The 23,367-nt window shown below is 40.5% G+C and carries 18 protein-coding genes and 1 pseudogene; 5 read left to right on the top strand and 14 right to left on the bottom strand.

The window, feature by feature from the left end; all coding sequences use genetic code 11:
• Positions 1-26 precede the first annotated feature (26 nt).
• Complete coding sequence (locus ACMX3D_RS02205; RefSeq protein WP_482749861.1) at positions 27-206, bottom strand: hypothetical protein; 180 nt, start codon at positions 204-206, stop codon at positions 27-29.
• 675 nt (positions 207-881) lie between these two features.
• On the opposite strand from ACMX3D_RS02205, the gene ACMX3D_RS02200 reads away from it, so the two are divergent.
• Together ACMX3D_RS02200 and ACMX3D_RS02195 are read left to right on the top strand one after the other, a co-directional pair.
• A complete protein-coding gene (locus tag ACMX3D_RS02200; RefSeq protein ID WP_482749860.1) occupies positions 882-1,394 on the top strand; it encodes a hypothetical protein in 513 nt (170 codons plus the stop codon).
• A 113-nt stretch (positions 1,395-1,507) separates the two neighbouring features.
• Complete coding sequence (locus tag ACMX3D_RS02195) at positions 1,508-2,275, top strand: prolipoprotein diacylglyceryl transferase (RefSeq protein ID WP_482749859.1); 768 nt, start codon at positions 1,508-1,510, stop codon at positions 2,273-2,275.
• 38 nt (positions 2,276-2,313) lie between these two features.
• Here ACMX3D_RS02195 and ACMX3D_RS02190 read toward each other — a convergent pair whose 3' ends face one another.
• On the bottom strand, positions 2,314-3,132 hold the full coding sequence (locus tag ACMX3D_RS02190; RefSeq protein ID WP_482749858.1) for a type 1 glutamine amidotransferase: 819 nt from the start codon (positions 3,130-3,132) through the stop codon (positions 2,314-2,316).
• A 368-nt stretch (positions 3,133-3,500) separates the two neighbouring features.
• Here ACMX3D_RS02190 and ACMX3D_RS02185 point away from each other — a divergent pair, with 368 nt between their 5' ends.
• Positions 3,501-3,899 carry a hypothetical protein gene (locus ACMX3D_RS02185; RefSeq protein ID WP_482749857.1) on the top strand — a complete coding sequence of 133 codons (399 nt, stop codon included), beginning with the start codon at positions 3,501-3,503 and terminating at the stop codon, positions 3,897-3,899.
• A 112-nt stretch (positions 3,900-4,011) separates the two neighbouring features.
• Here ACMX3D_RS02185 and ACMX3D_RS02180 read toward each other — a convergent pair whose 3' ends face one another.
• The 5 genes from ACMX3D_RS02180 to ACMX3D_RS02160 all read right to left on the bottom strand — a co-directional run bounded on the left by ACMX3D_RS02180 (position 4,012) and on the right by ACMX3D_RS02160 (position 12,874).
• Positions 4,012-5,511, bottom strand: coding sequence for a trehalase family glycosidase (locus ACMX3D_RS02180; RefSeq protein ID WP_482749856.1), 1,500 nt, complete (start codon positions 5,509-5,511; stop codon positions 4,012-4,014).
• A 58-nt stretch (positions 5,512-5,569) separates the two neighbouring features.
• Positions 5,570-8,335: a malto-oligosyltrehalose synthase gene (gene treY, locus ACMX3D_RS02175; protein WP_482749855.1), complete on the bottom strand. Its 2,766-nt coding sequence runs from the start codon at positions 8,333-8,335 to the stop codon at positions 5,570-5,572.
• An 86-nt stretch (positions 8,336-8,421) separates the two neighbouring features.
• Complete coding sequence (gene treZ / locus ACMX3D_RS02170; protein ID WP_482749854.1) at positions 8,422-10,239, bottom strand: malto-oligosyltrehalose trehalohydrolase; 1,818 nt, start codon at positions 10,237-10,239, stop codon at positions 8,422-8,424.
• Positions 10,240-10,659: 420 nt separating this feature from the next.
• Positions 10,660-11,394 (bottom strand): amino acid ABC transporter ATP-binding protein, encoded by a 735-nt coding sequence (locus tag ACMX3D_RS02165; protein ID WP_482749853.1) that lies wholly within the window; start codon positions 11,392-11,394, stop codon positions 10,660-10,662.
• Positions 11,387-12,874 carry an ABC transporter permease subunit gene (locus tag ACMX3D_RS02160; protein ID WP_482749852.1) on the bottom strand — a complete coding sequence of 496 codons (1,488 nt, stop codon included), beginning with the start codon at positions 12,872-12,874 and terminating at the stop codon, positions 11,387-11,389. Before ACMX3D_RS02160 ends, ACMX3D_RS02165 begins: the two co-directional genes overlap by 8 nt.
• A 194-nt stretch (positions 12,875-13,068) precedes the next feature.
• Between ACMX3D_RS02160 and ACMX3D_RS02155 the strand changes: the two are divergent.
• Together ACMX3D_RS02155 and ACMX3D_RS02150 are read left to right on the top strand one after the other, a co-directional pair.
• A pseudogene (locus ACMX3D_RS02155) lies at positions 13,069-13,668 on the top strand (HetZ-related protein 2); the annotation flags it as partial.
• A 218-nt stretch (positions 13,669-13,886) separates the two neighbouring features.
• Positions 13,887-16,697 (top strand): PAS domain-containing hybrid sensor histidine kinase/response regulator, encoded by a 2,811-nt coding sequence (locus ACMX3D_RS02150; RefSeq protein ID WP_482749851.1) that lies wholly within the window; start codon positions 13,887-13,889, stop codon positions 16,695-16,697.
• Positions 16,698-16,757: 60 nt separating this feature from the next.
• Here the strand turns inward: ACMX3D_RS02150 and ACMX3D_RS02145 are convergent, their stop codons facing one another.
• The 7 genes from ACMX3D_RS02145 to ACMX3D_RS02115 form a co-directional block, all read right to left on the bottom strand.
• Entirely contained in the window at positions 16,758-17,336 is a 579-nt protein-coding gene (locus ACMX3D_RS02145) for a Uma2 family endonuclease (protein WP_482749850.1), read from the bottom strand.
• Between the two features lie 114 nt (positions 17,337-17,450).
• Positions 17,451-18,395 carry a bestrophin family protein gene (locus ACMX3D_RS02140; RefSeq protein WP_482749849.1) on the bottom strand — a complete coding sequence of 315 codons (945 nt, stop codon included), beginning with the start codon at positions 18,393-18,395 and terminating at the stop codon, positions 17,451-17,453.
• Positions 18,396-18,475: 80 nt separating this feature from the next.
• A complete protein-coding gene (locus tag ACMX3D_RS02135) occupies positions 18,476-19,570 on the bottom strand; it encodes a hypothetical protein (RefSeq protein WP_482749848.1) in 1,095 nt (364 codons plus the stop codon).
• A 177-nt stretch (positions 19,571-19,747) separates the two neighbouring features.
• Positions 19,748-20,545 carry an ABC transporter permease gene (locus tag ACMX3D_RS02130; protein ID WP_482749847.1) on the bottom strand — a complete coding sequence of 266 codons (798 nt, stop codon included), beginning with the start codon at positions 20,543-20,545 and terminating at the stop codon, positions 19,748-19,750.
• On the bottom strand, positions 20,545-21,246 hold the full coding sequence (locus ACMX3D_RS02125; RefSeq protein ID WP_482749846.1) for an ABC transporter ATP-binding protein: 702 nt from the start codon (positions 21,244-21,246) through the stop codon (positions 20,545-20,547). Before ACMX3D_RS02125 ends, ACMX3D_RS02130 begins: the two co-directional genes overlap by 1 nt.
• 39 nt (positions 21,247-21,285) lie before the next feature.
• Positions 21,286-22,326 carry a FecCD family ABC transporter permease gene (locus tag ACMX3D_RS02120; protein ID WP_482749845.1) on the bottom strand — a complete coding sequence of 347 codons (1,041 nt, stop codon included), beginning with the start codon at positions 22,324-22,326 and terminating at the stop codon, positions 21,286-21,288.
• Complete coding sequence (locus tag ACMX3D_RS02115; RefSeq protein ID WP_482749844.1) at positions 22,323-23,354, bottom strand: FecCD family ABC transporter permease; 1,032 nt, start codon at positions 23,352-23,354, stop codon at positions 22,323-22,325. The genes ACMX3D_RS02120 and ACMX3D_RS02115 overlap by 4 nt, the downstream gene beginning before the upstream one ends.
• Positions 23,355-23,367: the final 13 nt, after the last annotated feature.

Below are 23,367 nucleotides of genomic sequence, written 5' to 3'. Positions count from 1 at the left end.
GCGATCGCTATTTTGGATGATCTGTTCTAAATCTTGGTTCTGCAACCGATTGTTACACCACTGGCTACAAAACAGGAGAGAAATCGAGATTGTTCTCCTGAGACTCGAATACAACCTTGTACAGACAGTCCCATAGCTGGTGATTGAATAATTAACTTATTTGATAAGTTTTCTGGAGTTTTTCGGGTGATAACTGAAGCCAACATTATAATAAACTGGCTTTTCAATATACTGGAAGTTTCTCTGCAACTGAGCTTGTTGCTACAAAGTACTTCTTCCGTTGTATCTTATCGTTATTTTGGCATATTAAATTTACTTAGATACTTGCATAATAAATTTCAATATTCATTTACGGCAAGGTTACCTTTTTAGGAGATACTCAAACTATATCTGGTGTTTTTGTAAGTGCGAATTAAAAGGATTCTATCTTTGGATTGGCAACTGCTGTCTGTGTCTAGTTTCTGTAATCTATCTGTCGCCAACATTTTTTCAGTTGGTATTTACCTGTTTTCTACGGTGAATCTGTTCTGACTCAGGTTAGGAAGCTTCCACATAACTGGATTGCATGGGGAGGCAACAGGCAACAGGCAACAGGAAAGCAGGAATAAAAGAATACTGAGTTTTTTTCCCAAATCAAATGTGAGTCTTATATAAGTATTTATTCACTGTGTTGAAAGTTACCTCTTAAGAAAAAAAATGTTGTTTTCAATATTTCAATTTAGGTTTAACTTATTTTTATGTTTATATAATTTGGCTTACTAAATCAGCATATTCAGTTAAGATTAAGCATGTTTTACTATTTAGTTGCTGGTTTTGGATTTCTAGACTCCTTGGATTAATTTCATCTTGTTATTCAATAGCTGTTAGCCCCTATCGCTCCCATGCTGACCTATCATCGCAAGCCTGTGTGCTTATCACTAATTTCCACTGACCTGCCGTTCTGGTCAGTGGTAGAAACTGCTGGAACACTGTATCAGAAAGATACTGAACGATTTCATTTACTGTTAACTGCACCACCTCTGATTACCTGTGAAGTAGAAACTTCTCCAAATACAGAGGAAATTTTGCCCCACAGGACAAACACTGCTTACGCTCCCAGTAGTCCTAGAATTTTGTGGCTGGAAATTTCTCCATATCGGGTAATTATGACTATGCAAGGTAATGGTCAAGTAAGTTACCGCCACTTCTGGGAACAAGGCGTATACGGTGTTAGCCGTTATTGGTTACCAACGGAATCAATACAACCGAATAATCCCATTCGCTTACGTAATTTTACGAAAACATTAACTCTCTCTGGTAAACAATTCCCAGAGCGCTTGCGCCTGGAGTATGAATTGTGGGCAGAAAAAGTTCAACTAGGGTGCTACATCCTCAATCTAGAAATTAAGCACTAATAATTCCATCATTTCTGTCTTGCCTTTCCCAACCAACAATTGGGGAAGGCATAATATTTATATTTTTTATTAAAATTTAACACTCAGGACAAATAACAAATGACCAATAACAAATGACACAAACATTGCAATTTTTTACTTTCCCCGTGTATTTTTGGTTAGGTTCATTACGAATTCATCCGCATATTTTATTTGAATCTTTAGCTTATACGATCGCCTTTCGTCTATTATTGCGCAATGTCCGTAAAGATGCGATCGCTCCTAGTCAACGTAGTGCTGTAATGCTTGGCGGGATGCTTGGGGCATTAATTGGTGCTAAGGCATTAGTCGCTTTACAACATATAGATTTAATTTGGCAAAATCCCCAGCAATTCGGCTTACTGCTGTTACAAGGCAAAACTGTCGTCGGCGCACTTTTAGGTGGATTAATTGGTGTAGAAATCACCAAAAAAATTATTGGCGTTCATCAATCTACTGGCGATGTTTTTGTCTATCCTTTAATTATCGGTACAGCCATTGGCAGGATAGGTTGCTTTCTCACAGGATTGAGCGATCGCACTTACGGAATTGCTACTAATTTACCTTGGGGTGTTGATTTTGGCGATGGCATTCCGCGTCATCCGACGCAATTATATGAAATAATATTTTGCATTAGTTTAATATTTTTATTAAAACTTCGCAGCCGTTATCAATATCACAATGGTGATTTATTTAAGTTTTATTTAATTTCTTATTTAAGTTTTCGGTTTTTCATTGATTTCATCAAGCCAGATTTTCATCTCTTACTTGGTTTAAGTGCAATTCAAATTGCTTGTTTATTTGGTCTCATATATTATTTGCCTAGCATTCCGCAGGTTTTTTCGATAAAAGTCAAAAAATAAGGAGCCAGTATTTTGTATTCTGACTCCTGAATTATTTTTTAAATTTTGGCAGTAACCGGAGTTGGTAAATTCACTTTTAACCGTTTAAACATGGCTTCTCGTGCTTGCATTGCGAGGTCATCATCTAGTGGTTTGAGGGTGATAGGTTGTTGATACTTCAGCCGCAATGCTGTTTGAATTAACCAGTCAGCGACAAAGGGATTTTTGGGTAACAAAGGGCCGTGAGAGTAAGTTGCGATCGCATTTTGATAAAATGCGCCTTCTGTACCATCTTCGCCATTATTGCCTAAACCGTACACCACACGCCCCAAAGTTTCCACTTTTCCTAACTTGGTGCGTCCGCCATGATTTTCAAACCCGACTAGATAAGGTTTGCTACCTGTCATCGCTTCTAAATCTTTTGCTAGGCGTGAAGCTGTCACTTCAATTACCAAGTTACCGATGCAACGTTTGGTATTTTCCCCAGGATGGATAGAAACTAAATCGAGGATACCTAAACCCTCTATCCGCTGTCCAAATCCTGGTTCGTAATAATGTCCTAACAGTTGGGGTGAACCGCAGGTAAAGACTCCTGGTGTACCATTTTCGATTTTTTCGCGCATTGCGTCGGCTTTTGCGCCTTGCAAGTCACGCATGACAATTTCTTGCTGACGGTCTTGTGCGCCTCCACCAACAATCACATCTACAGATTTAATATCTTCTGCGGTGGAGTTTTGGTCTAAAGGTAATACCTTGACACTGTATCCTCGCCATTGGGCGCGGCGTTCTATAGTGATAACATTACCGCGATCGCCATAGGTACTCATCAAAGTCGGATACAGCCAACCAATTGTTAATTCTAATTGTTGAGAACTCATAAACCCTCTCTAATAACTGATAACTCATAATTTTTTCTGGCTGTGTTTACACAATCAGGTGTATCGACAGTTTCTTTCTGCGTAAGCATATCTTATTTTGTGGCAGAAGGCTGTAATATTTATTGGACTCATAGGATTTTTCGTATTTTATGTAACAGTTTTTCGGTAGCAATTTCTCCATAATCCCAAAGGAAACGTAGAAAAGCTTAAATAAATATTTCATAATCAGTTTCTCGTTTCTACTTAACCGTAATATTACAGAGATAAAAAGTTTATTTCATGACCTAAGAAAAAACTAGGAGAGATTTCTTAGTAACGTTGAGTTGTCTTGTTTTGACTTTTAACTTTTAACTTTTGACTTGTTTATTATGGATTGTAAAACTGCTACTTTGGTCTACCTAAACGAAAACCACCTGGAGAAAATGCAAGAAATTTTCCCAGAAGCTTGGAAGTTTTTAGAAGAGCAAACTTTTGCTTATGTTCAGGGTAAAAAAGATGATTTCGATTCAGCAGTCAGAAATTTAGTTGGGGAACCCAAGTTTAAATTTAGAATGGTTCACCGCCAAGACGACCAACTCACACAAGACTTAGCTGATTTATTAGGAGATATTACTTCGCGGCTACTTTTAGAAAAGCATTTTTCGCAATTAGTTGGTCAGCCAATTTTCTTTAGCACAATTTGTTGTAAAAGCCATATTACTTCTGACCACGAACTAACTTTAGAGGAAGTTTTACCTCTGCAACGTGCAGCAGTGAAATTGCAATAGGAATGGGAGTGGTGAGTTGCTTTTGCTACCGTTGGCTGGGGTTGTACGATTAGCCAAGAGCATAGCATTACTATCAGTCAACGTATGTATCACAATTCAGCTTATCCCAAACTCAGGTTTGCAAAGCTAAAAGTTCCAAAATAACTCCATTAGTCCAACCAAAACCTATTTCGTTAGAACTATAGCCGAAGCAAATTTCGTCGGAAACTTGAGCAGAACAGCGTTCTACGTCGTACTTTTCTACGAAAAAGCCATATTTCGTAAATTCCTGAATAGCCATAGTTAGGAACTTGCGAGCAATTTCATTTGCTTCTGTATGATATCCATAGCGGTGGAGTCCCTGAACTGCAATTAATGTTAGTGGGGCCCATCCAAAAGGAGCGTCCCACTGATTTCCGGTAACGCGGGTACTGGTTAAGATTCCTCCTGGTGCTGTAAATAAGTCAAGATTCTGCACAACTTGTTTGGCTTGTACAGGAGAAGCAAGTCCTGTCCATAGAGGATAAAAGGTAGTGGCAAACTCATAATGACGACGTTTGCCACTGTGGAAGTGATAATCTAGATACAGCCCTTTTTCTTCATCCCAAAGGTATTGATTGATACGTTCACGGCGGATGCTGGCGCGATCGCTCCATTGTTGTCCAAATTCTGGATTACCTAAAATATCGTGAATTTGCGCCAAGTCTTGTTCCATTTGATACAACAGACTATTTAAGCAAACAGGCGCATAGTGAATGATATCAACACTGAAGGGGCCAAAGCGGTTGCTGATATCAAAACCAGACTCGCGCATGGAGCGATCGCCTTTGTAAAATAAGTCTGTGAGTTCGTCTTTTTCTTGGTCGTAAAACAGACTGACATCATAATCATCAATCTCAAATGCTTTGTAATATTCTTTGACACGTTCATAATGGCTGCGTCCTTCTTCATCCAGTTCGGAGAATAAGACTTCTGGTGCTGGGCCTTCGCCTAAAGCATAATATCGGGATAAGCCTGTTGCGGGATTCAAATGTGGTGGTACTACCCAGTAGTAATAAAATTGTTCTAGCAATGGCAAAGTTGATTTCAGCCATTCTTTATCTTGGGTGTGTTGGAACAACGCCAACACCATCATACTGAGGACAGGGGGTTGCGATCGCGTCAGCATATATGTACGGTTAGCATTGAGAATAGTCCCGTAATGCTGCACTTGATAAAGTAACTGATCAACTTGACTTTGGGCTAGTTCCCATTCTTCATCTTGCAGTAAGCCCAGCAAAATAAAATAGCTGTCCCAGCCATACATCTCGTTGAAACGTCCACCAGGGACAACATAAGCGCCTGGAAGGTATAACAAGCCGTGTTCTTGGATATCTGCAACTTCGTTAGGTAAGGTGCGAATTTCTATCTGCTGCATTTCTTTGGCAGATAGCGATCGCTCTAATACAGACTTGACTGTATTACAGTCTTCTTGGGGGGATATATAAACTAGCCAGGGGGTGTTGGGTTGGTGTTCTAGTTTGGTGTCTTGGGCGGATTCTAATAAGTGTTGGTGGGAACGGGTGAGGGTTTTCCAGGTTTGTTTGATGTAGGTGCGGATGGCTTGTGTTTGTGTGGTGAGTTGGATAGTCATGAGTTTTGTTTCACGCAGAGACGCAGAGGCGCAGAGAGGAGGGACTAGAGAGTTAGAGTTACTCAGCAATTAATAGGGCTACGGGGAAGTGAGAGAGGGCGGTGGCGATGGGTAGAGTGTTTTCAGTTTGTAGGGTTTGGTGGGTGAGGAGGTTTTGCCAAGTTTTGGCGGGGAGTTGTAGGTGTGTATCTTGCCATATTGACTCGCCTAGTGGGGGTTGTCCGGGTTGGGTGAGGGTGGTGAGGAAACGGGGGACAATGGCGATCGCGGTTTGATTGTGATGTTGTCTGGCAAAGGCGATAATATGGTTGGCGTGAGTTCCGTGAACTTCTAAAGGTAAATATTCGCCGTTTTGGAATAATGAAAGATATTTGGTTCTGGCTTTGAGTGCTTGCAGAGTTAAAAACAGTTTGATTCTACCGTCGGTTTTGTGCGTTAGGAGTTCGGGAATTAAGCTGAGAATATCTGTTTTGATGTTTTCTTGAATAGAGCTTAGGTACGCACGTCGTAATTCAAAATCTACAGGACGGCGATTATCGGGGTCAACTAAGCTTAAATCCCAAAGTTCTGTTCCTTGGTAGAAGTCGGGGACACCAGGAGCGGTAATCTTGAGTAGAGTTTGGGAAAGGGAATTAAATATGCCATATTCGGATATTTTTTGTTGAAAGGGGCGGAAGTTATCTAAAAATTGTCGTGATAAGTTGGGGTCAAGTACTTTTTGAATAAAGGCGGTACAAGCGGCTTCGTATTCGTTATCAGGACGCAACCATGCAGTATGAACCTTGGCTTCTCGGATGGCTTTAATCATGTATTCTTGCACCCGTTCGACAAAGGACGCTTGTTCGTGTTCTGCAAAAGGAAATGCGCCGACTAAAGTTTGATAGAGAAAATATTCATCGTTGCGATCGACTAGGCTACGATGTTCTTGATTAAGTTCACTCCAGTTATTTACCTGTTGTTCCCATTCTTGGGGAATTTCTGATAATACATTTAACCTAGCTCTAACATCTTCGCCGCGCTTGGTATCATGGGTGGCGGTGGCGTTCATGGTGTGAGGCCAGTTCTTTTGGTGTTGTTGGTTAAAGGTATGAAATTGGTTAATAGTAATCCCAAAATGGCTAGGATTTCCGCCAACTTCATTGAGTGAAACTAGACGGTTATAAACATATAAAGTAGTATCTTCCACACCTTTAGCCATGAGGGGGCCAGTGTATTGCTGCATTCGCAAGACAAAATATATCCACTGTTCTCTTTCTGTTTGGGTGAGAGATTCATCAAACTGCAACAGCATGACTTTTTCGATAAAGTTCATTTCATGCTGCAACAGAGGTACTTGTTTTCTCGCGGTCTTTATTACTTCTTGAATGCAGGCTTGATCACTATCTTGAATTCCATCGGGAGTGATATAAGTCCGGTAGATGGGGAAGAGGGTGAGAACTTCTGCGATCGCTCGTTTCAATCCGTTCAATGTAAAATCATTACCATAGCGATATTTGCTGGCAATATTCTTCAGCAAGCTGGCTAAATTATCCACATCACCCGCTAAATTCTTTTCTAGGATGAGATGTTTTTTCTCTCTTACTAGTGATGAATAATCAACCCGTGAGCCAATAAATGAATGGTAGATTTTATCACATGATGTGTGATTTTCAGATTGACAAAATACTCCATTGACATAATTTAGAAAATCATATCCCGAAGTACCTTGAATCTGCCAATTATTTGGTAGCTCTTCCGTTAGTTCTAAAATCTTCTCGACGGTGATATAAACATCACCCATTTTTTCCCGCAGCCTTTCTAAATACTGCGTAGGGTTATATAACCCATCAATATGATCAATTCTTAAGCCAGTGAATACACCCTCTTCTACTAACTTAGAAATTAAACTATGAGTATTGTTAAACACGCGCATTTCTTCCACTTTCACTGAGATAAGTTCGTTCACAGTAAAGAAACGGCGATAGTTCATTTCCTCCGCGCCAACTTTCCAGAAAGCAAGACGGTAAAATTGGTCTTTGAGTAAATCATCTAGTAAGTTAAAACTTTCAGCATTACCGGGTTCTCCATTAAAGATTTTGAGATTTTCGCTAATGAATTCCCGAATATCATCATTATTGCTGTAGAGTTCCCAAATTAAACCTTTGATAAAAGCAATTTGGTCTTGACGCTGTTTGCCAGCAACTTCCGAAGGTACATTTTTTAGAATGTAGAGAATACCTAAAAGTTTAATAAAATCAGGATGATTTCTGCCTAGAGTGCGGGTGAGTTTACCTAAATTGTAAGTCAGAAATTTGCTATAAGACTCCAAGCGCAATGGTAATTTTAAGCTGTAATAGTTAACAGTTAAACCACTCTGCTCATATTGCAGTTGAATATCTCCTTTTTCCAGAGCTTCACCATAAAAATCTCCCAACAAAGGCGCAAGAATTCGCTCTTGACTATTAGCAAAAGGTGAATTCCAACAAACATCAAAATAATCGGTGTAACTAGAATCTGCACCGTGTTCTAACACATCCATTAAGTATGGATTTTCGCTACTATAAGCCATATGATTCGGCACAATATCTTGTAGCCAACCCATACCCAGAGATTGTAATTCCGCCACTAAAGCCTCAAAATTCTCCGTAGTTCCTAATTGCGGATTTAACTGTGAAGCATCTACAACATCATAACCATGTGTACTACCAGTTCTCGCCTTAAAAATCGGCGAAGCATACAAATCAGAAATACCTAAATCTGATAAATAAGATGCGATCGCTCTAGCATCATCAAAACCAAACTGGGGTGTAAACTGAATTCTATAAGTAACTTTAGGAATTCGCATAACCTTTCACTTAATATTAATAAACCTCAAAAAACTCTCCGCGCACCTCAGCGTTAACCTCAGCGCACCTCTGCGTTAAAAAACTCTCAAACCTCATACAAAACCAAACTCATCGCCTCCAACACAACCTCATCCCCCGCAGACAAAAATTCCGCAGCGTCAGAACCAGAATCTAATAACTTCCGCGCCTGCTGCTGAATTGGTAAACTCACCCTCACAGCCGCAGAATTAAAATTCATTGCAAATATCACTTCTTTCGACTCACACCAACGCCGCACCACAACAACCTTTTTCTCTTCATCACTCGTCGCTTCAATACTGTCGCGGTCAAAATTCAACAACGCCGGATGAGTTTTGCGTAGATGAATTAACTGACGATACCAATTCCATAAAACCTTATGCTGACCTTCGTGACGTAATTCCCAGTTCAGTTTACACCGCAAAAATGTCTCCGCAGATTCCGGGTCTGGTGGGTCTTCTGCATAGTGGAATGGTTCAAATTCTTTTTTGCGTCCAGCACGTACAGCTTGAATCAAATCGGGGTCGGAGTGGCTAACAAAGTAGATAAAAGGTGAAGTTTCGCCATATTCTTCACCCATGAACAGCAGCGGTAAATAAGGTGACAACAACACCGCACCAGCCGCTAATTTCAAACCTGCAAATGAAATTCGCTCAGATAAGCGTTCCCCTTTCATTTGATTGCCGATTTGGTCATGATTTTGAATACATACTGAAAACCGAGATAATGGGCGATCGCGGCAAGATATCCCATGAAATCGGTTACGATGAGGTGCATAGCGCCAATCGTAAACAAAAGTATCTTGGTAAGCTTTGGCTAAATCGGCACACTTACCGAAGTCTTGATAATAACCCAAGCGATCGCCTGTTAACAATGTATGCAGTGCGTGGTGAAAGTCATCACTCCACTGTGCATCAATTCCATAGCCACCTAATTCTGGCGGACGCACAACTTGCGGGTTATTCAAGTCACTTTCCGCAATTAAATAACGTTTCCATGTTCCTCCACCAGAGAAGTTATGCACGTTTTCCGCCAATTCCCGTAAAAAATGCTTTGCACCCAAATCATAAATTGCTTGAATTGCATCTAGTCGCAACGCATCTATGTGAAATTCTCCCAACCAATACAAAGCATTTTGAATAAAATAATTGCGTACACCTTGGCTATAAGCATCATCGAAATTCATCGCGTTGCCCCAAGGTGTTTTATAAGTTTTAGTAAAATAAGGTGCGAACTGACCCATATAATTACCTTCTGGGCCAAAGTGGTTATAAACCACATCCAACACCACAGCAATACCATTTTCGTGGCAAGCATTGACAAATTGCTTTAAATCTGATGGGCTTCCGTAGGAATTTTGGACTGCATAAGGATAAACGCCATCATATCCCCAGTTGCGATGTGCCAAATCAGGCTGAATATGATCATCGCCTGGAAATTGGGCAATGGGCATGAGTTCAATGGCATTAATTCCTAATTCCCGCAGTTCTGGTAAACGGGGAATAATCGCAGTGAAAGTTCCTTCGGGTGTGAATGTCCCTACATGCAGTTCATAGAAAATCATTGATTCGAGAGGAACACCAGTCCAAGCTGCATCTGTCCATTCAAACTGATGATCGACAACTTGAGAAGGCCCGTGAACACCTTCGGGTTGAAATTGCGAAGCTGGGTCAGCAAAAGCTTCTTGGTCATTTAATTGATAACGATAAAGCGTACCAGGATAAACATCATTAACTTTTACTTGCCAATATCCGTCTGTTAGAGGTTTGAGAGGAATTAACTGCTTTTCTGGCTTGAGAATTTGCACTGCCAAACTGTTTAATGTTGGAGACCAAACAGTAAACTCACACTCTCCGTTACCCAAGTAGTGAGCGCCAATTTTCACGCAGTATCCTCCCGTTAAATAATTTTTTAAATAAAAGTTTGCTAACGACAAATGTCATCGATTACACACTTTTGAATCATGTGCCACATAGAATCATGGTCTGTTTCTCAGGCAATTTACTACAACCAAAAGGCAGATTTATGTATAGCTAAAAGTAGGAGAAATGCTGCGTTGATCAAATAGAATTCAGGCTTTGTAGGGACGAATAGCCGTTTGCCGATAAAGAGTTCAGTATAAATAACCTAAAGATAGATGTTAAAAAAAATTTTTTGGTTAGATAATACTTATGACTTATAAAAATACCGAATGCAAATTTATGGCATCCGGATAGTATATGCTTTATTGTGCATTAAAAATTGCATTTTATTATAGTAAAAACACTATAAATAAGAAAAAAAGATTTGACTAGGAAAAATCAGTTTAAAGCATTTTTTCTAAGAATTTCTGGGCGCGATCGCACTGCGGATTTTGAAAAAACTCAGATGGCGTGGTATCTTCTGCTAAAGTACCTTGATCGAGAAACATAATTCGACTAGCGACTTCTCTCGCAAATCCCATTTCGTGGGTGACAATCGCCATTGTAATTCCGGTTTGGGCTAAAGCTTGCATCACCAACAATACATCTTTGACCATTTCTGGATCTAAAGCTGAGGTGGGTTCATCAAATAAAATCATCTCTGGTTCCATCGCCAAAGCGCGAGCGATCGCTACACGTTGTTTCTGTCCGCCGGATAATTTGGATGGGTAAACATCGGCTTTTTCTTCTAACCCGACTTTTGTTAATAACTCTAAACCTTTTTGTTGGGCTAACCGATGATTCACTCCTTTAACTTTTATCGGTGCATAAGTCACATTTTCCATCACCGTCATGTGCGGAAACAAATTAAAATGCTGAAACACCATCACTAATTTTTGTCGCACTTTCGCAATATTCACCTTGGGATTGGTAATTTCTTCTGTGTGGAAATAGATTTTGCCTCTACTCGGCTTTTCTAGTAAGTTTAGACATCGCAGAAATGTAGATTTACCACTACCAGAAGGGCCAAGAATCGCCACTACTTCCCCTTGATGAATAGTTGTCGAAATATTTTTGAGTACATCCAAATTCCCAAAGGATTTATACAAAGACTCTGTACGAATGACAACTTCACTCACTTTGTCTCAACCTCCTTTCTAAAACTGATGCACTCTTAGTCAGACCCATAACTAAAACATAGTAAATTAAGCCAGCAAACAGCAGCGGTTCAAAGTAAATGTATTTATTTGCACCGACAATTTGAGCGCTACGTAAAATTTCTACTACCCCAATTGTGGAAACTAAAGCTGAATCTTTCAGCAATCCAATTGTTTCATTCACCAATGCAGGCAAAATGTTTTTCAATGCTTGCGGTAAAATAATATCCCACATCATCAATCTGTAAGGTACACCCATCGACATCGCCGCTTCAGTTTGTCCTTTATCGACTGCTTGAATTCCACCCCGGATAGTTTCTGACATATATGCACCAGAGTTGAGGGTAAATGTGAGTACTCCAGCTTCTAAAGCTGAGATGTCATAGCCTGTGAGTTGCGGTGTGGCGTAGTAAACTAAAGCCAACTGTAACAACAACGGTGTTCCGCGAAATATAGAAGTGTAAGCATTAGCAACCCAGACTAGAGGTTTGATTCCGGTAATTTTGCATAACGACAGAATTGTTCCCCAAATTAATCCGAGAAATACTGACAATAGGGTAAACAACAATGTTAGAGGAATGCCTTTGAGGATAAAGGGGATTTCTGGCAAAATTCTTGTAAAGTCGAGATTGAGTCCGCTTTTAGCAGGAGTGGATGTAGTTGGAGTAGCGGTAGTTTGGGAAAACCATTTAGTGGCTAATTTTTGCAGTTCGCCTTTGTCCTTCATTTGTTGGAGAACTTTGTTAAATGGTTCTACCAACTGAGAATTTTTCGGAAATGCGATGGCTGATCCACTTGTCTGTTGTGGCGGAATTACGTTAAATTCTAATTCTGGGTTAGCTTGGGCAAATCCCTTCGCCACAGTATCCTCAACAATAGCCCCATCAATTCGCCCTGATTTAATTTCCTGGATAATTTCTGGGACTCTATTCAGTTGTTTGAGTTCAATTCCTGGAACTTTTTCGCTAATTTTTTTGGCATTTTGCTCTTGAATAGTTCCTAATTGTACGCCAATTTTCTTACCTGCCAAATCTTGAATTTTTTTGAGATTACTAGTTTTAGGTGCAACGATAGTATCTTTAGCTTCGTAATAAATAATCGAAAAATCAACATTTTTCCGTCGTTCTGGGGTAGGAGTCATCCCCGCCATCACAAAGTCAGCCCGATTTGCTTGCAGTGCAGGAATTAAACCATTAAAATCAGACTCCATAATTTGGAGTTTAAACCCTAGTTGTTGCGCGATAGTATTGGCGATATCAATATCAAAGCCAACGATTTTACGTTCTCCACCTTGAGTATCATAAAACTCATAAGGCGGGTAATCGGGTGAAGTAATCATCGTCAGCGTTTCTTTACCCAAAGATGAAGTTACTTGTAGCGAATTGCTATGACCTGCCATCATGCTGATGATCAGCATTGCGGTAAATAGCATCGGAAATAACCAGACTTTTCGTTTTTTCATGGGGGTCTACCCTAGTTCTTCCCGATTTTTTTGTATCTATTAAATTACCTCAACGTAAACTTACTGGAGAAATATTAAGTTTTTGCTGAAATCTATGCTTGATTCTGCGGTTCCTACTGAAGTTGAGTTTTTGATTTCAGGAGGATAACTTTTCCCAGACGAATATCACTCACTATTGAGACAGCAAAGGAGTCATGATGCAAACTGTACCATTGAATTTTGAGGAGTGTAATGTTGTTATAGTCAAAAATTCAGTAAAACTGAACCAATGTTGGCACAAACGCCTAGCACAAGAATGTCCAGAACAAAGTACAACTACCAGAGAAAGTATTGTTCGTTGGCTTTTGGGAGATAACTTACAACGGTTGGAACTACTGGAACCATTAGAACTGGGGATGGTCAAACAAGCGATGGAATATCGCTGGAAAATTTTACGTCAACGCTACTTAGGGTTAGATAGAGAACAAGCTTATCGCAACTTAATCACACGATTGGGGAGTGTAGTTGTTTTACGCAGCCAGATGCAAACTTGGGTAGCTTCCAGCCGCGATCGCCAGCGTATTGTTATAGATTTATTACAAGAAGTTATCCAAGAATTACTACAAAACGATACTTACATGCAACAGCAAATGGCTGGGATCGCCGAATTGACTACCGACAGGCAACTGCGAGATACACTATTGTTTGCCAGTTTAGAAGAGTATGCTTTGCAACCCGTAGGTAATCAACCGTTGCTGGTGTATCGTTTTGTCAATTACCTACGTCGGACTCAGCCAGATGGTTTAAAGGAACTTAAAAGACTATAACTCTACTATGGCAGCTTTATCTCTTCAGACTTTTGTGATAACGAAGGTGTTGGTTTATTGAGCTTGACTAAACCTAATTAATTCAGATGTATTAAGTTTAAAAATTGCCCCACTAACTCAGCCCAAAGATCACTAACTGGTAGTATTTGGGTGAGGTTAAATTGCTCAAAAACGATTTTTTGAGGGGTACTTTTGGGGATAATGTTATGGGAAGCAAAGAGAACTCTATTTCCTCAGAACAGATAGAACTGATCAATAAAGTTCTGGCAGCTTCCACAGATCATATATATATTAGCGATCGCCAGCAACGTTATCTTTATGCCAGTCCAGCAGCCTTGGCAGCTTTAGGTTTACAACAAGAGCAAATACTGGGTAAAACTTGGCAAGAATTAGGATTCCCTGCTGACATTATGGAAGTATATGATACTCAGCGCCAATGGGTATTTCAGACGGGAAATTCTTTGAGAAGTGAAATGAGTTTCCCGACAGTTAATGGTATCAGGTACTACGAATACGTGGTTGCCCCCATCTGGGGAAATGATGGAGAAATTGAGGGAATCGTCAATACTGGCAGAGATACTACTGAACGCAAGCAGGCCGAAGAAGCATTACGTTTGCTAAACGAGGAACTGGAAGCGAGAGTTACCGCAAGAACTCAGGAGTTGACTGATATCAATGAATCTCTGCGTCTAGAAATTGCCCAACGCCAACAAGCCCAAGCAGCACTCAAGGAAAGTCAAATCCAACTTCAGCGCCAACTAGCAGAAATTGAAACTATCTACCAGTCAGCCCCAATTGGTTTGGCCGTTTTGGATACAGATCTGCGCTTTGTCCGCATTAACGAGCGCCTAGCCCAAATGAACGGTTTTTCCGTCGAGGCACATATCGGTCGTACAGTGCGGGAGTTGCTACCCAATTTTGGCGACACAGCCGAACAACTGTTGTGTCCTATATTGGCAACGGGTATACCTGTTCTCAATATAGAAATATCTGGGGAAACTCCGGCTCAACCTGGTGTGCAACGAACTTGGTTAGAAAGCTTTTTGCCGTTATTTGATGGGGAACGCATTATTGGCATCAGTGCCGTGTGCAAGGAAATTACCGAACGCAAACAGGCTGAGATTGCTTTGCGAGAAAGCGAACAACGGCTACAACTGGCACTTTTGGCTGGTAATGTTGGGACTTGGGACTGGAAGATCCCAACTAATGAAATCACTTGGTCTGAGAGTCTATTTAATTTATTTGGTCTAACTTGCGATACATTTGATGGCAAGTATGAATCTTTTTTAAATCTTGTTGATCCTGAAGACCGCGAATTAGTTGCAAATGTAGTTCAGCAAGCAATTAATTCACAGATACCCCAATTTTGGCTTGAGTTTCGGGTAGTGAGAGCTGATGGTGCAATACGTTGGCTAGAAAGCATTGGCAGCGTTTTCTACGATGAAGCTGGTCAACCCCTGCGGATGATGGGGGTAGAGATGGATATTACTGAGCGCAAGCAAGCACAAGAAAAGATTCGTGAACAGGCTGCCTTAATTGATGTTTCTACCGACGCTATTTTTGTCTGCGATTTGAACAACCATATTCTGTTTTGGAACCAAGGGGCTGAGAACTTGTATGCTTGGACAGCAGAGGAAAGGTTGGGAAAAACAGCCGATGAAATATTCTCTAGAGAAGCATTATCTCAACTTGAACTAGGTATTGCAGCTACTATCGAACATGGTTGTTGGCAAGGTGAGTTAGAGCAAATTACCAAAGCTAGTAGAAAAATTATTGTTAATAGTCGCTGGACACTATTAAGAAATCTATTCGGAAATACTCAATCAATTCTTGTCGTCAACACCGATATCACTGAGAAAAAACAACTAGAGCAACAATTTTATCGCGCTCAACGCCTGGAAAGTGTAGGAACTCTGGCAAGTGGTATTGCCCACGACCTGAATAACGTCTTTGCGCCCATGATGATGATTGCTCAATTGCTGCCTTCAAAATGCAACAATGTCGATGCACAGACTCAAGAACTGTTCCACACACTAGAAATCAGTTGTCAGCGTGGAGCAAATTTAGTCAAACAAATTCTCACCTTTGCTCGTGGTACAGAAGGTCAACGTATACTGCTACAACCTGAAAATTTATTTCAAGGATTAGTCAAAGTCATCAAACAAACATTTCCTAAATCAATTGAAATTATTGCCAATTTTCCTCAAAATCCCCTATGGATGTTGCAAGCCGATCCTACCCAATTGGAACAGGTGTTCATGAACTTGGTAGTGAATGCCCGTGATGCTATGCCTGATGGTGGTAAGCTGATCATCAGCGCCGAAAATCGCACGATTAACGAAAATTCTGCCCTAACTTACTTAGAGGCGAAGGCGGGAGAATATATTGTTGTCAGTGTTGCAGATACAGGGACGGGAATTCCTCCAGAATTTTTAGATCTCATATTCGATCCATTTTTTACTACGAAAGAAGTCGGTAAAGGTTCAGGTTTAGGACTGTCAACAGTTTTAGGTATCGTCAAGAATCACGGTGGCTTTGTGCAAGTATCAACTCAAATAGGCCAAGGTACACAATTTCAGGTCTTTTTACCCAGAACAGAAGGCGCACCAGCCCAGGTAATCACAGAGTTACAGTTATCGAGGAGTAATGGTGAGTTAATTTTAGTTGTTGATGATGAAGCAGCCTTCCGGCAAACTACTCAAGCAACCCTAGCAGATCATAATTATAAAATTCTTGTGGCTAAAGATGGTGTGGAGGCGATCGCTCTATACCTAGAACATCAATCGGAAATTAGCGCTGTTTTGCTAGATATGTCTATGCCCAACGTAGATGGATTAACAGCCATCTATATCCTGCGAAATCTCAACCCCAACGTGAAGATTATTGCGATGAGTGGTTTACCCGCTAACCAACAAAAGGCTCTTTCATCTGGTGCAGACAAATTTCTGTCTAAGCCTTACACGGTAATAGACTTATTGACTGCTTTATCAGAAGTGATTCAACATACTGATGATTGAATATCATAGGTTCTTGCAGCCACTGACAAAATCTAATTTTCGAGTCAGTTTCATGGTAAGTTATTCAAATTCTGGTGGCCACAGTTGCGCGATCGCTAATTCCCAGCCGGGAAGTAACTCTGGTAGTGTTAATTGGTCGTCATCTCTTAAAATGACTGGTTCCTGGTTATGGCGATAAACTGTTACCAAAAGTTTGTCAGGGTCGATGAGAATACCAACTATAGAACCAAGTTCGAGGAATAGTTTAATTTTTTCTTCCAATGGTTTGATGCGGTCACTTTTAGATTTGATTTCAACCGTGAGATCAGGTACTAACTCCACAAAGTCACGCGGAGTCTTTTTGAGTCGTTCTGCTCGAACAAAGGAAACATCAGGAGCGCGTAAGTTTCTTTTCTCAGGATCACCTGTCGTTTCATCAGTTTCAATGCTGGGCAAGATAAAGCCAGCACTAGAACCAGTAACTCTGCCTAACTTGCGCGGCATAACCCAAATATTCAAAAATGTTACCAAACGAGAACCTATTTCGTCTGATTCATAATCGGATGGCCCCATAACAATAATATTTCCCTCTACTAGCTCCATCCGCAAATCAGGATTTTGTGCTTGTAATTTTTCTAAGTCTTTGATTGTCAGCGACATAAGGCATAACTCGCTTACTAGGCGATTCCTTTCTATAATAGGCGATCGCTACTGATTCCATTTCACCAGCACTTTATTCGCTGCTACTCATCCCCACTTTTGAGAGTGGCGCAATCAACTGTTATTTGTAGATAAAAAATTAATTTGTGTTTCTCTGCCATCTTGATTTGTTTGAAAAGCAATAAATTCTTCAATATTATTTTGAATAGTTTGGCAAATTTTATCTAGTGGTAAATCATTATGATCGTAGCCAAAGGGATTTTCGATTTCCACCCCAATTTCTTCAATCCCAAACAAAGCAAAACTAACAAGTGCTACAAATAAACCTGTCCACCAACCTAAATCTTTAACAAATTGAAAAGGCAGAATTAAACAGTAAATGAGTACCAATTGGTTGAGATGAATTACGTAAGCTGGGGGAAGTGGAGTTTTCAAAATGCGTTCGCAACCGCCAACATTATCCATCAAATTATTCATCAAAGTGTGAATACTAGCCAATTGATAATTAGTTAAAATACCTCGCTTGTATTCCTGCTGTAAGTAATTTCCTAACAACCGAGAAATTTCTAACGGCATATTTTGAATATTTTGCAAACTGCTATATTGAGCGGGAGAAACCCAAGGTTTTAATTCTTCATTAGCTGGTTCATAACGCAGATATAGCTTTTTGGCGATCGCAAACGCTGGTAATAAACGTAATGCGGTAATTTTACGTTCTCTATCTCCTGGTTCAACTTCATCAACTGCAACCCAAATTTTCCAAGCTAAATTGCGGATTGTGTTAACTGTACTTCCCCAAAGTTTTCTTCCTTCCCAAAATCGCTCATAAGCTGTATTAGTACGAAAAACTAACAGTAAACCTAAAACAATACTGGGAATTACACTACCTAGAATGGGTTGAGAAACAGGTAATTGCTGGGAGTAAAGAAAAGCAATAAGTATAGCAAATGCACCACAGAAGAAAGAACGTTCCAAAACTCCTGGAATCACAGAACCTCGAAATCTAAATATATCTCTCAGCCAGATTTTTTTTACAGGTGTTTGCGCTTTTTTTACCATAAATTTCTATTTCCTCAAGTTATCATGTACAGATAATTAATGATGAAGCTTTTTGCTTTTCTCAAAGACGAAGCCAAAAATTATCTTGCTGGTATCCAGCCTTTTTCAGAACATACTCCTACTTCACTTCTGGGAGGAATACACCAATAATTCTGTCCATCAAATACTAAACCTGCTTGAATGGACTTTAACTCAGAAATTGGTCTCCATTCTTGATTTCCTTCCTCATCATAATATCGATATTGTTCTCCTTTGACTTCCAAACCTTGATCTGTTCCTCCAAGTATATAAAACCCGTCTGCAATTGGCACAGATGATGGTTCGCTCAAAGATGACTCACAAAGTGTTCCTTCACCTTTACAACCTGTTGCTATTTGTCCATCAGCTGATAAGCTGTAAATTTTTCCATCTTTGAAAAGTAATCCTAAGCCACTGCCATCTTGGAAGATGATGGGATTAGAGAATTTACCATTATATAAAACCGAAGTTTCAAATTTACCGTGAAGCTTAACTATAGTACTTCCGTTGGGTGCGATCGCAATCGATTGACCAGTGCCATTTCCACCGAGAAAATTAAAAAATCGAGTGCCAATAAATGGTGGTTTCTCTGACTGAGTAGAACCCAAGGTTTGTTGATTATTTGTCTTTTTCTCAATCGACCAACGCCAAACAACTCGTTCTTTATTACTGCGGTCAGCCATTGTTGCCGAAATCCACAATAATTCTCCAGCTTGGTTGGTAAACTCAAACAGACAAGCCCCGATTCCCGTCCCCGAACAATCTTTAACCTCTTCATACCCCAAATCATATAATTCTTTCACAGAGGTATCCCGGAGGTTGGGAGAATCGCCTTGTAAATTAGGTTGCCAACCTTGTTGAATCACCAATTCTCGCGCTTGTTGATATGGCATACCTTCTTTGATATCGAGCTTTGCAACTGAATTAGCAGAATTTTTCGTCCTAAACTCAATTTTCTGGGCTTGATTTGCTTTTGTTGAGGAGTTTTCTTGGCGTTCACTTCTAAAAGTTTGACTGGGAGCGTTAAGATTTCCACTGTTATCTGGCTGCACATTTGGAGTTGCAAAACTTGTACAACCACTGGTAATTGCTCCCATTAAACTTGTCAAAATAACTCCTGCGATCGCAGAGCCACAAAATTTCATGTTTTTCAACATACACTACAAACCTTGATAAAAAACTCCAAACTTTCAATCGACAACATCAATATTTAGTTAGAGTCATAACTATATTTCTATGAATAATTATTTATCGCACAAGAGTTTGTGTAATGTCGATTACAATTACTTTTGAATTAATTATCAAAATTAATCTCAACAACTAAATTACTATAGCTAATCAAGCTTACGTAACAAATCAGCCAGCTGATGCTCTCGATTAAATAGAACTAGAAAAGCCAAAATAACTACGCCCATTGTGGCGATCGCTGTGCCGGCTGCTTGTGCAAAAATAATCACAATCTGGTAGCGAATCGCATCACTAGGATTTGCCCCTGCTAGAATTTGACCAGTCATCATTCCGGGTAGGCTAACTACTCCCATCACCATCATGGAATTAATCGTCGGAATCATTCCTGTTCTCAAAGCTTCGCGAATTGGTTGATGTGCAGCTTCCCAACGCGAAGCACCCAGAGTCAATAATGCTTCTATTTCTTCCCGACGATTAGTTAAGTCTTCCATAAACCGATCTAAACACAAGGATGTACCGGTGAGGGCATTACCTAAAACCATACCTAACAAAGGAATCAGATATTGCGGTTCGTACCAAGGCTGAACACCTAAAATCCCACTAACTACAATTCCTGTGACTAAAAAAGAACCACTCAACAGCGAAATAAAATTACTCCAATAAATACTGGCAAATCTTCTGCGAGTGCGGTTAACACTCGATACACCAGCTATAACTGTCATCCCCAAAGCCAGCAATATTACTAATATAGGGTTACTGAGAGTAAATACCCACTGTAATATGTACCCTACCAACAACAGCTGTACAATCATCCTCAAAGCAGCTAGTCCCAGGCTTTGCTCTAATCCCAACCGCAAACCAAAGGACAGCCCCATATTAATTAAAATAAATAAACTTGCTAAAGCTACTTGTCCGTAACCAATTTGGATATAGCTGCTATTCATCAATCTTTTTCCTTCAAAGTAATTTGACGGTTGGTAATACGTTGCAATTGCTTGGGATCATGGCTTGTCCAAAGATAAGCGCGGCGTGAATCTGCATTTTGCCAAACTGCGACTAAAGCCTCTAAATTGTGGGCTGTTTCTGCATCTAATGAAGCGGTGGGTTCATCTAGTAGCAGGATAGAGGGCGAAAGTTGCAAAGCTCGTAAAAAAGCGACAATTTGCCCTTCTCCTCCCGAAATAGCTCTAATGGGACGCTGCAAAAAATCGATTGGTTTCTGCAAAATATGCAGATAATCAAGAATTAACTGGCGGTTGTAAATTTGATGGCGGTGAACTGCTAATTGATAAACTCGCTGGAGGTTTTGTTCTACAGTTCCTTCCCAAAGGGCTGGGCGTTGGTGCAAGTAAATGATTTGGGAACGATAGTTAGGCATAAACCAGGACTTTATTGGTTTTCCTTGAAAAGTGATTTGTCCTGCTTGTACTGCATCTAAACCTGCTAATGCTCGTAGTAGTAAGCTTTTGCCAGTTCCAGAAGCACCAACTACTGCTACTCGCTCCCCTGGAAATATTTGAAAATTGAGATTATTCCAAATCCACTGTTGCTCAATTTTACGACCTAAGTTTTGTACACAGAGGATTGGATGATTGGGAGATAGTTCAAGTTCAGCAGTCTGGCTTTGAGTAAATTTAGTGTTCATGACTGTCTGATTTTTAAGCTAAATTATCGGAAAAATCTGTTATTTTTGGCGATTACGAATTAACAAATAAAGAAAATAAGGTGCGCCGACAGCAGCCGTCACCACCCCACAAGGAATTTCGATGGGTGCAAACAAAGTTCTGCCAAGTAAGTCTGCCACTACAACCAGCATTCCTCCTAACAATGCAGAGATCGGAAGCAAACCTTCATGATTTGTACCTACTAACTGTCGTCCTAAATGAGGTGCAATTAATCCCACAAAACCAATCATTCCCGCCGTAGCAACTCCTGCACCTGCTAAGGCGACACCCACTAGCACCAGCAAACCTCGTTGCCATTCCACACGAGTACCTAAACCTTTAGCGACATCATCTCCCAAATTTAAGGCGTTCAAATGTCTTGCTAATGTCAACGCCATCGGTACGAAAATTATTAACCAAGGTAACAAGGAAAAGACTTGTTTCCAGGTGCGTCCGTAGACACTACCAGCTAACCAGACAAGAGCATCACTAACATTATAAATTTCGCCAAAGGTAATTAATAAGCTGGTGAAAGCACTGGCGATCGCAGACAACCCCACACCCATTAAAATAAACAAAACTGGGGAACTACCATTGTTCCAAGCCAAGGAGTAAATTAAACCAGCCATTAATAAAGCACCGACAAAGGCTGATAAAGGCAAAGTGTAGATGGGTGCTGATGGAAATAGCACAATTACTGTAACTGCGGCCAGACTTGCCCCAGCATTGATGCCAATAATACCAGGGTCAGCTAGTGGGTTACGTGTGAGGCCTTGAAAGATAGTCCCAGAAATTGCCAGTGCTATCCCCACCATCAAAGCAACAAGGGTACGAGGTAGACGCAGATTGTAAATCACGAATGCATGGTCTGGGTTGCCTGTATTTATTCCCAATACAGTTTTGAAGATATCTAAGGGTGAGATGGGATATTCACCCCGCCCTAAATTCATCACCATCGCTACCACAATCAAAATTGCCAAACATAGCAGCATTGGTGGTACACGTCTGTCTATACGAAAAGATATCACCTCGGAACGGATGACCAGCCAATCCAACTTCATTTTTTTACCTTTGATTTAGCCAAGTAGACAAAAAAGGGTGCGCCAACCAGTGCTGTCATCACACCTACAGGTAATTCCTGGGGTTTCAATAATGTCCGGGCGCTAATATCTGCAACTAAAAGTAAAGTTGCCCCCACTACGGCGGAGTAAGGCAAAATCCAACGGTAATCAGCTTTGATGAAAAATCTCACTATATGGGGAACAACTAAGCCAATAAACCCAATTGGCCCAGCCAAAGATACTGAACTTCCCGCCAGTAAAACAATACTGATTGCTGTCGTAATTTTTACCCAAGCTGTTTGTTGACCCAAACCTTTAGCTACATCTTCACCCAGATTCATGGTGGTAATTTGTCTACCAAGGGCAAAGGCCAGCACTAAACCAATCATGACGAATGGTAAGGCTGATAATAATATGTTGAAATCACGCCCAGTCAGGGAACCTGCTAACCAAAAGCGAATTTCTTCTAGTGTGCGTTGACTAACGATGAGAATACCTGTGGTGAAGGAAGAAATCAGCGCTGTGAGCGCCGCGCCTGCTATGGTGAGATTTAATGGTGTAGCACCTCCTCGCCCTAAAGAAGCCAGGAAGTAAACTAATATCGCTGTGGTTCCTGCACCTAAAAAGGCCGCAATGCTTAAAACATCCAAAGAGGAAGTGCCAAACATAAAAATTGTGGCTACTACAGCCAATGCTGCGCCTGATTCAATCCCTAAAATTCCTGGGTCTGCTAAGGGGTTGCGCGTCAAACCTTGCATTAAAGCCCCAGAGACTGCCAAGGCTGATCCTACTAAAATGGCGACGAGCGATCGCGGTAATCTCACTGTCTGAATAACTAAATGTTCATAAGAACCATCAAAGGTGATCAAGGATTCCAGAATCTTGTTTAACGGGATTTCTGCTGCACCCAAGGTAACGCTATATACCAAGCAAGTTAGCAGAATCACTATGCCCAGAATCAGACCCATTAATGGCGATATCTTTAGTTTGTTCCCGTTTCTGGGTGATGCTGTGGTCGCTCTTGTCATTATCTTCTAGTTA

The organism is Anabaena sp. TISTR 8404 (genome assembly GCF_056847745.1).
Note: the sequence above shows the minus strand (reverse complement) of the source record. Positions and strands in the feature narration are given on the sequence as shown.

Bases quoted from the DNA above. Each gene is read 5' to 3' on its own strand.
- ACMX3D_RS02135 (WP_482749848.1), bottom strand. From the start codon at position 19,570: ATGTTGAAAAACATGAAATTTTGTGGCTCTGCGATCGCAGGAGTTATT.
- ACMX3D_RS02120 (WP_482749845.1), bottom strand. From the start codon at position 22,326: ATGAAGTTGGATTGGCTGGTCATCCGTTCCGAGGTGATATCTTTTCGT.
- ACMX3D_RS02195 (WP_482749859.1), top strand. From the start codon at position 1,508: ATGACACAAACATTGCAATTTTTTACTTTCCCCGTGTATTTTTGGTTA.
- treY (WP_482749855.1), bottom strand. From the start codon at position 8,335: ATGCGAATTCCTAAAGTTACTTATAGAATTCAGTTTACACCCCAGTTT.
- ACMX3D_RS02185 (WP_482749857.1), top strand. From the start codon at position 3,501: ATGGATTGTAAAACTGCTACTTTGGTCTACCTAAACGAAAACCACCTG.
- ACMX3D_RS02160 (WP_482749852.1), bottom strand. From the start codon at position 12,874: ATGAAAAAACGAAAAGTCTGGTTATTTCCGATGCTATTTACCGCAATG.
- ACMX3D_RS02190 (WP_482749858.1), bottom strand. From the start codon at position 3,132: ATGAGTTCTCAACAATTAGAATTAACAATTGGTTGGCTGTATCCGACT.
- ACMX3D_RS02180 (WP_482749856.1), bottom strand. From the start codon at position 5,511: ATGACTATCCAACTCACCACACAAACACAAGCCATCCGCACCTACATC.
- ACMX3D_RS02150 (WP_482749851.1), top strand. From the start codon at position 13,887: ATGGGAAGCAAAGAGAACTCTATTTCCTCAGAACAGATAGAACTGATC.
- ACMX3D_RS02130 (WP_482749847.1), bottom strand. From the start codon at position 20,545: ATGAATAGCAGCTATATCCAAATTGGTTACGGACAAGTAGCTTTAGCA.
- ACMX3D_RS02115 (WP_482749844.1), bottom strand. From the start codon at position 23,354: ATGACAAGAGCGACCACAGCATCACCCAGAAACGGGAACAAACTAAAG.
- ACMX3D_RS02145 (WP_482749850.1), bottom strand. From the start codon at position 17,336: ATGTCGCTGACAATCAAAGACTTAGAAAAATTACAAGCACAAAATCCT.
- ACMX3D_RS02125 (WP_482749846.1), bottom strand. From the start codon at position 21,246: ATGAACACTAAATTTACTCAAAGCCAGACTGCTGAACTTGAACTATCT.
- ACMX3D_RS02205 (WP_482749861.1), bottom strand. From the start codon at position 206: ATGTTGGCTTCAGTTATCACCCGAAAAACTCCAGAAAACTTATCAAAT.
- ACMX3D_RS02140 (WP_482749849.1), bottom strand. From the start codon at position 18,395: ATGGTAAAAAAAGCGCAAACACCTGTAAAAAAAATCTGGCTGAGAGAT.
- ACMX3D_RS02200 (WP_482749860.1), top strand. From the start codon at position 882: ATGCTGACCTATCATCGCAAGCCTGTGTGCTTATCACTAATTTCCACT.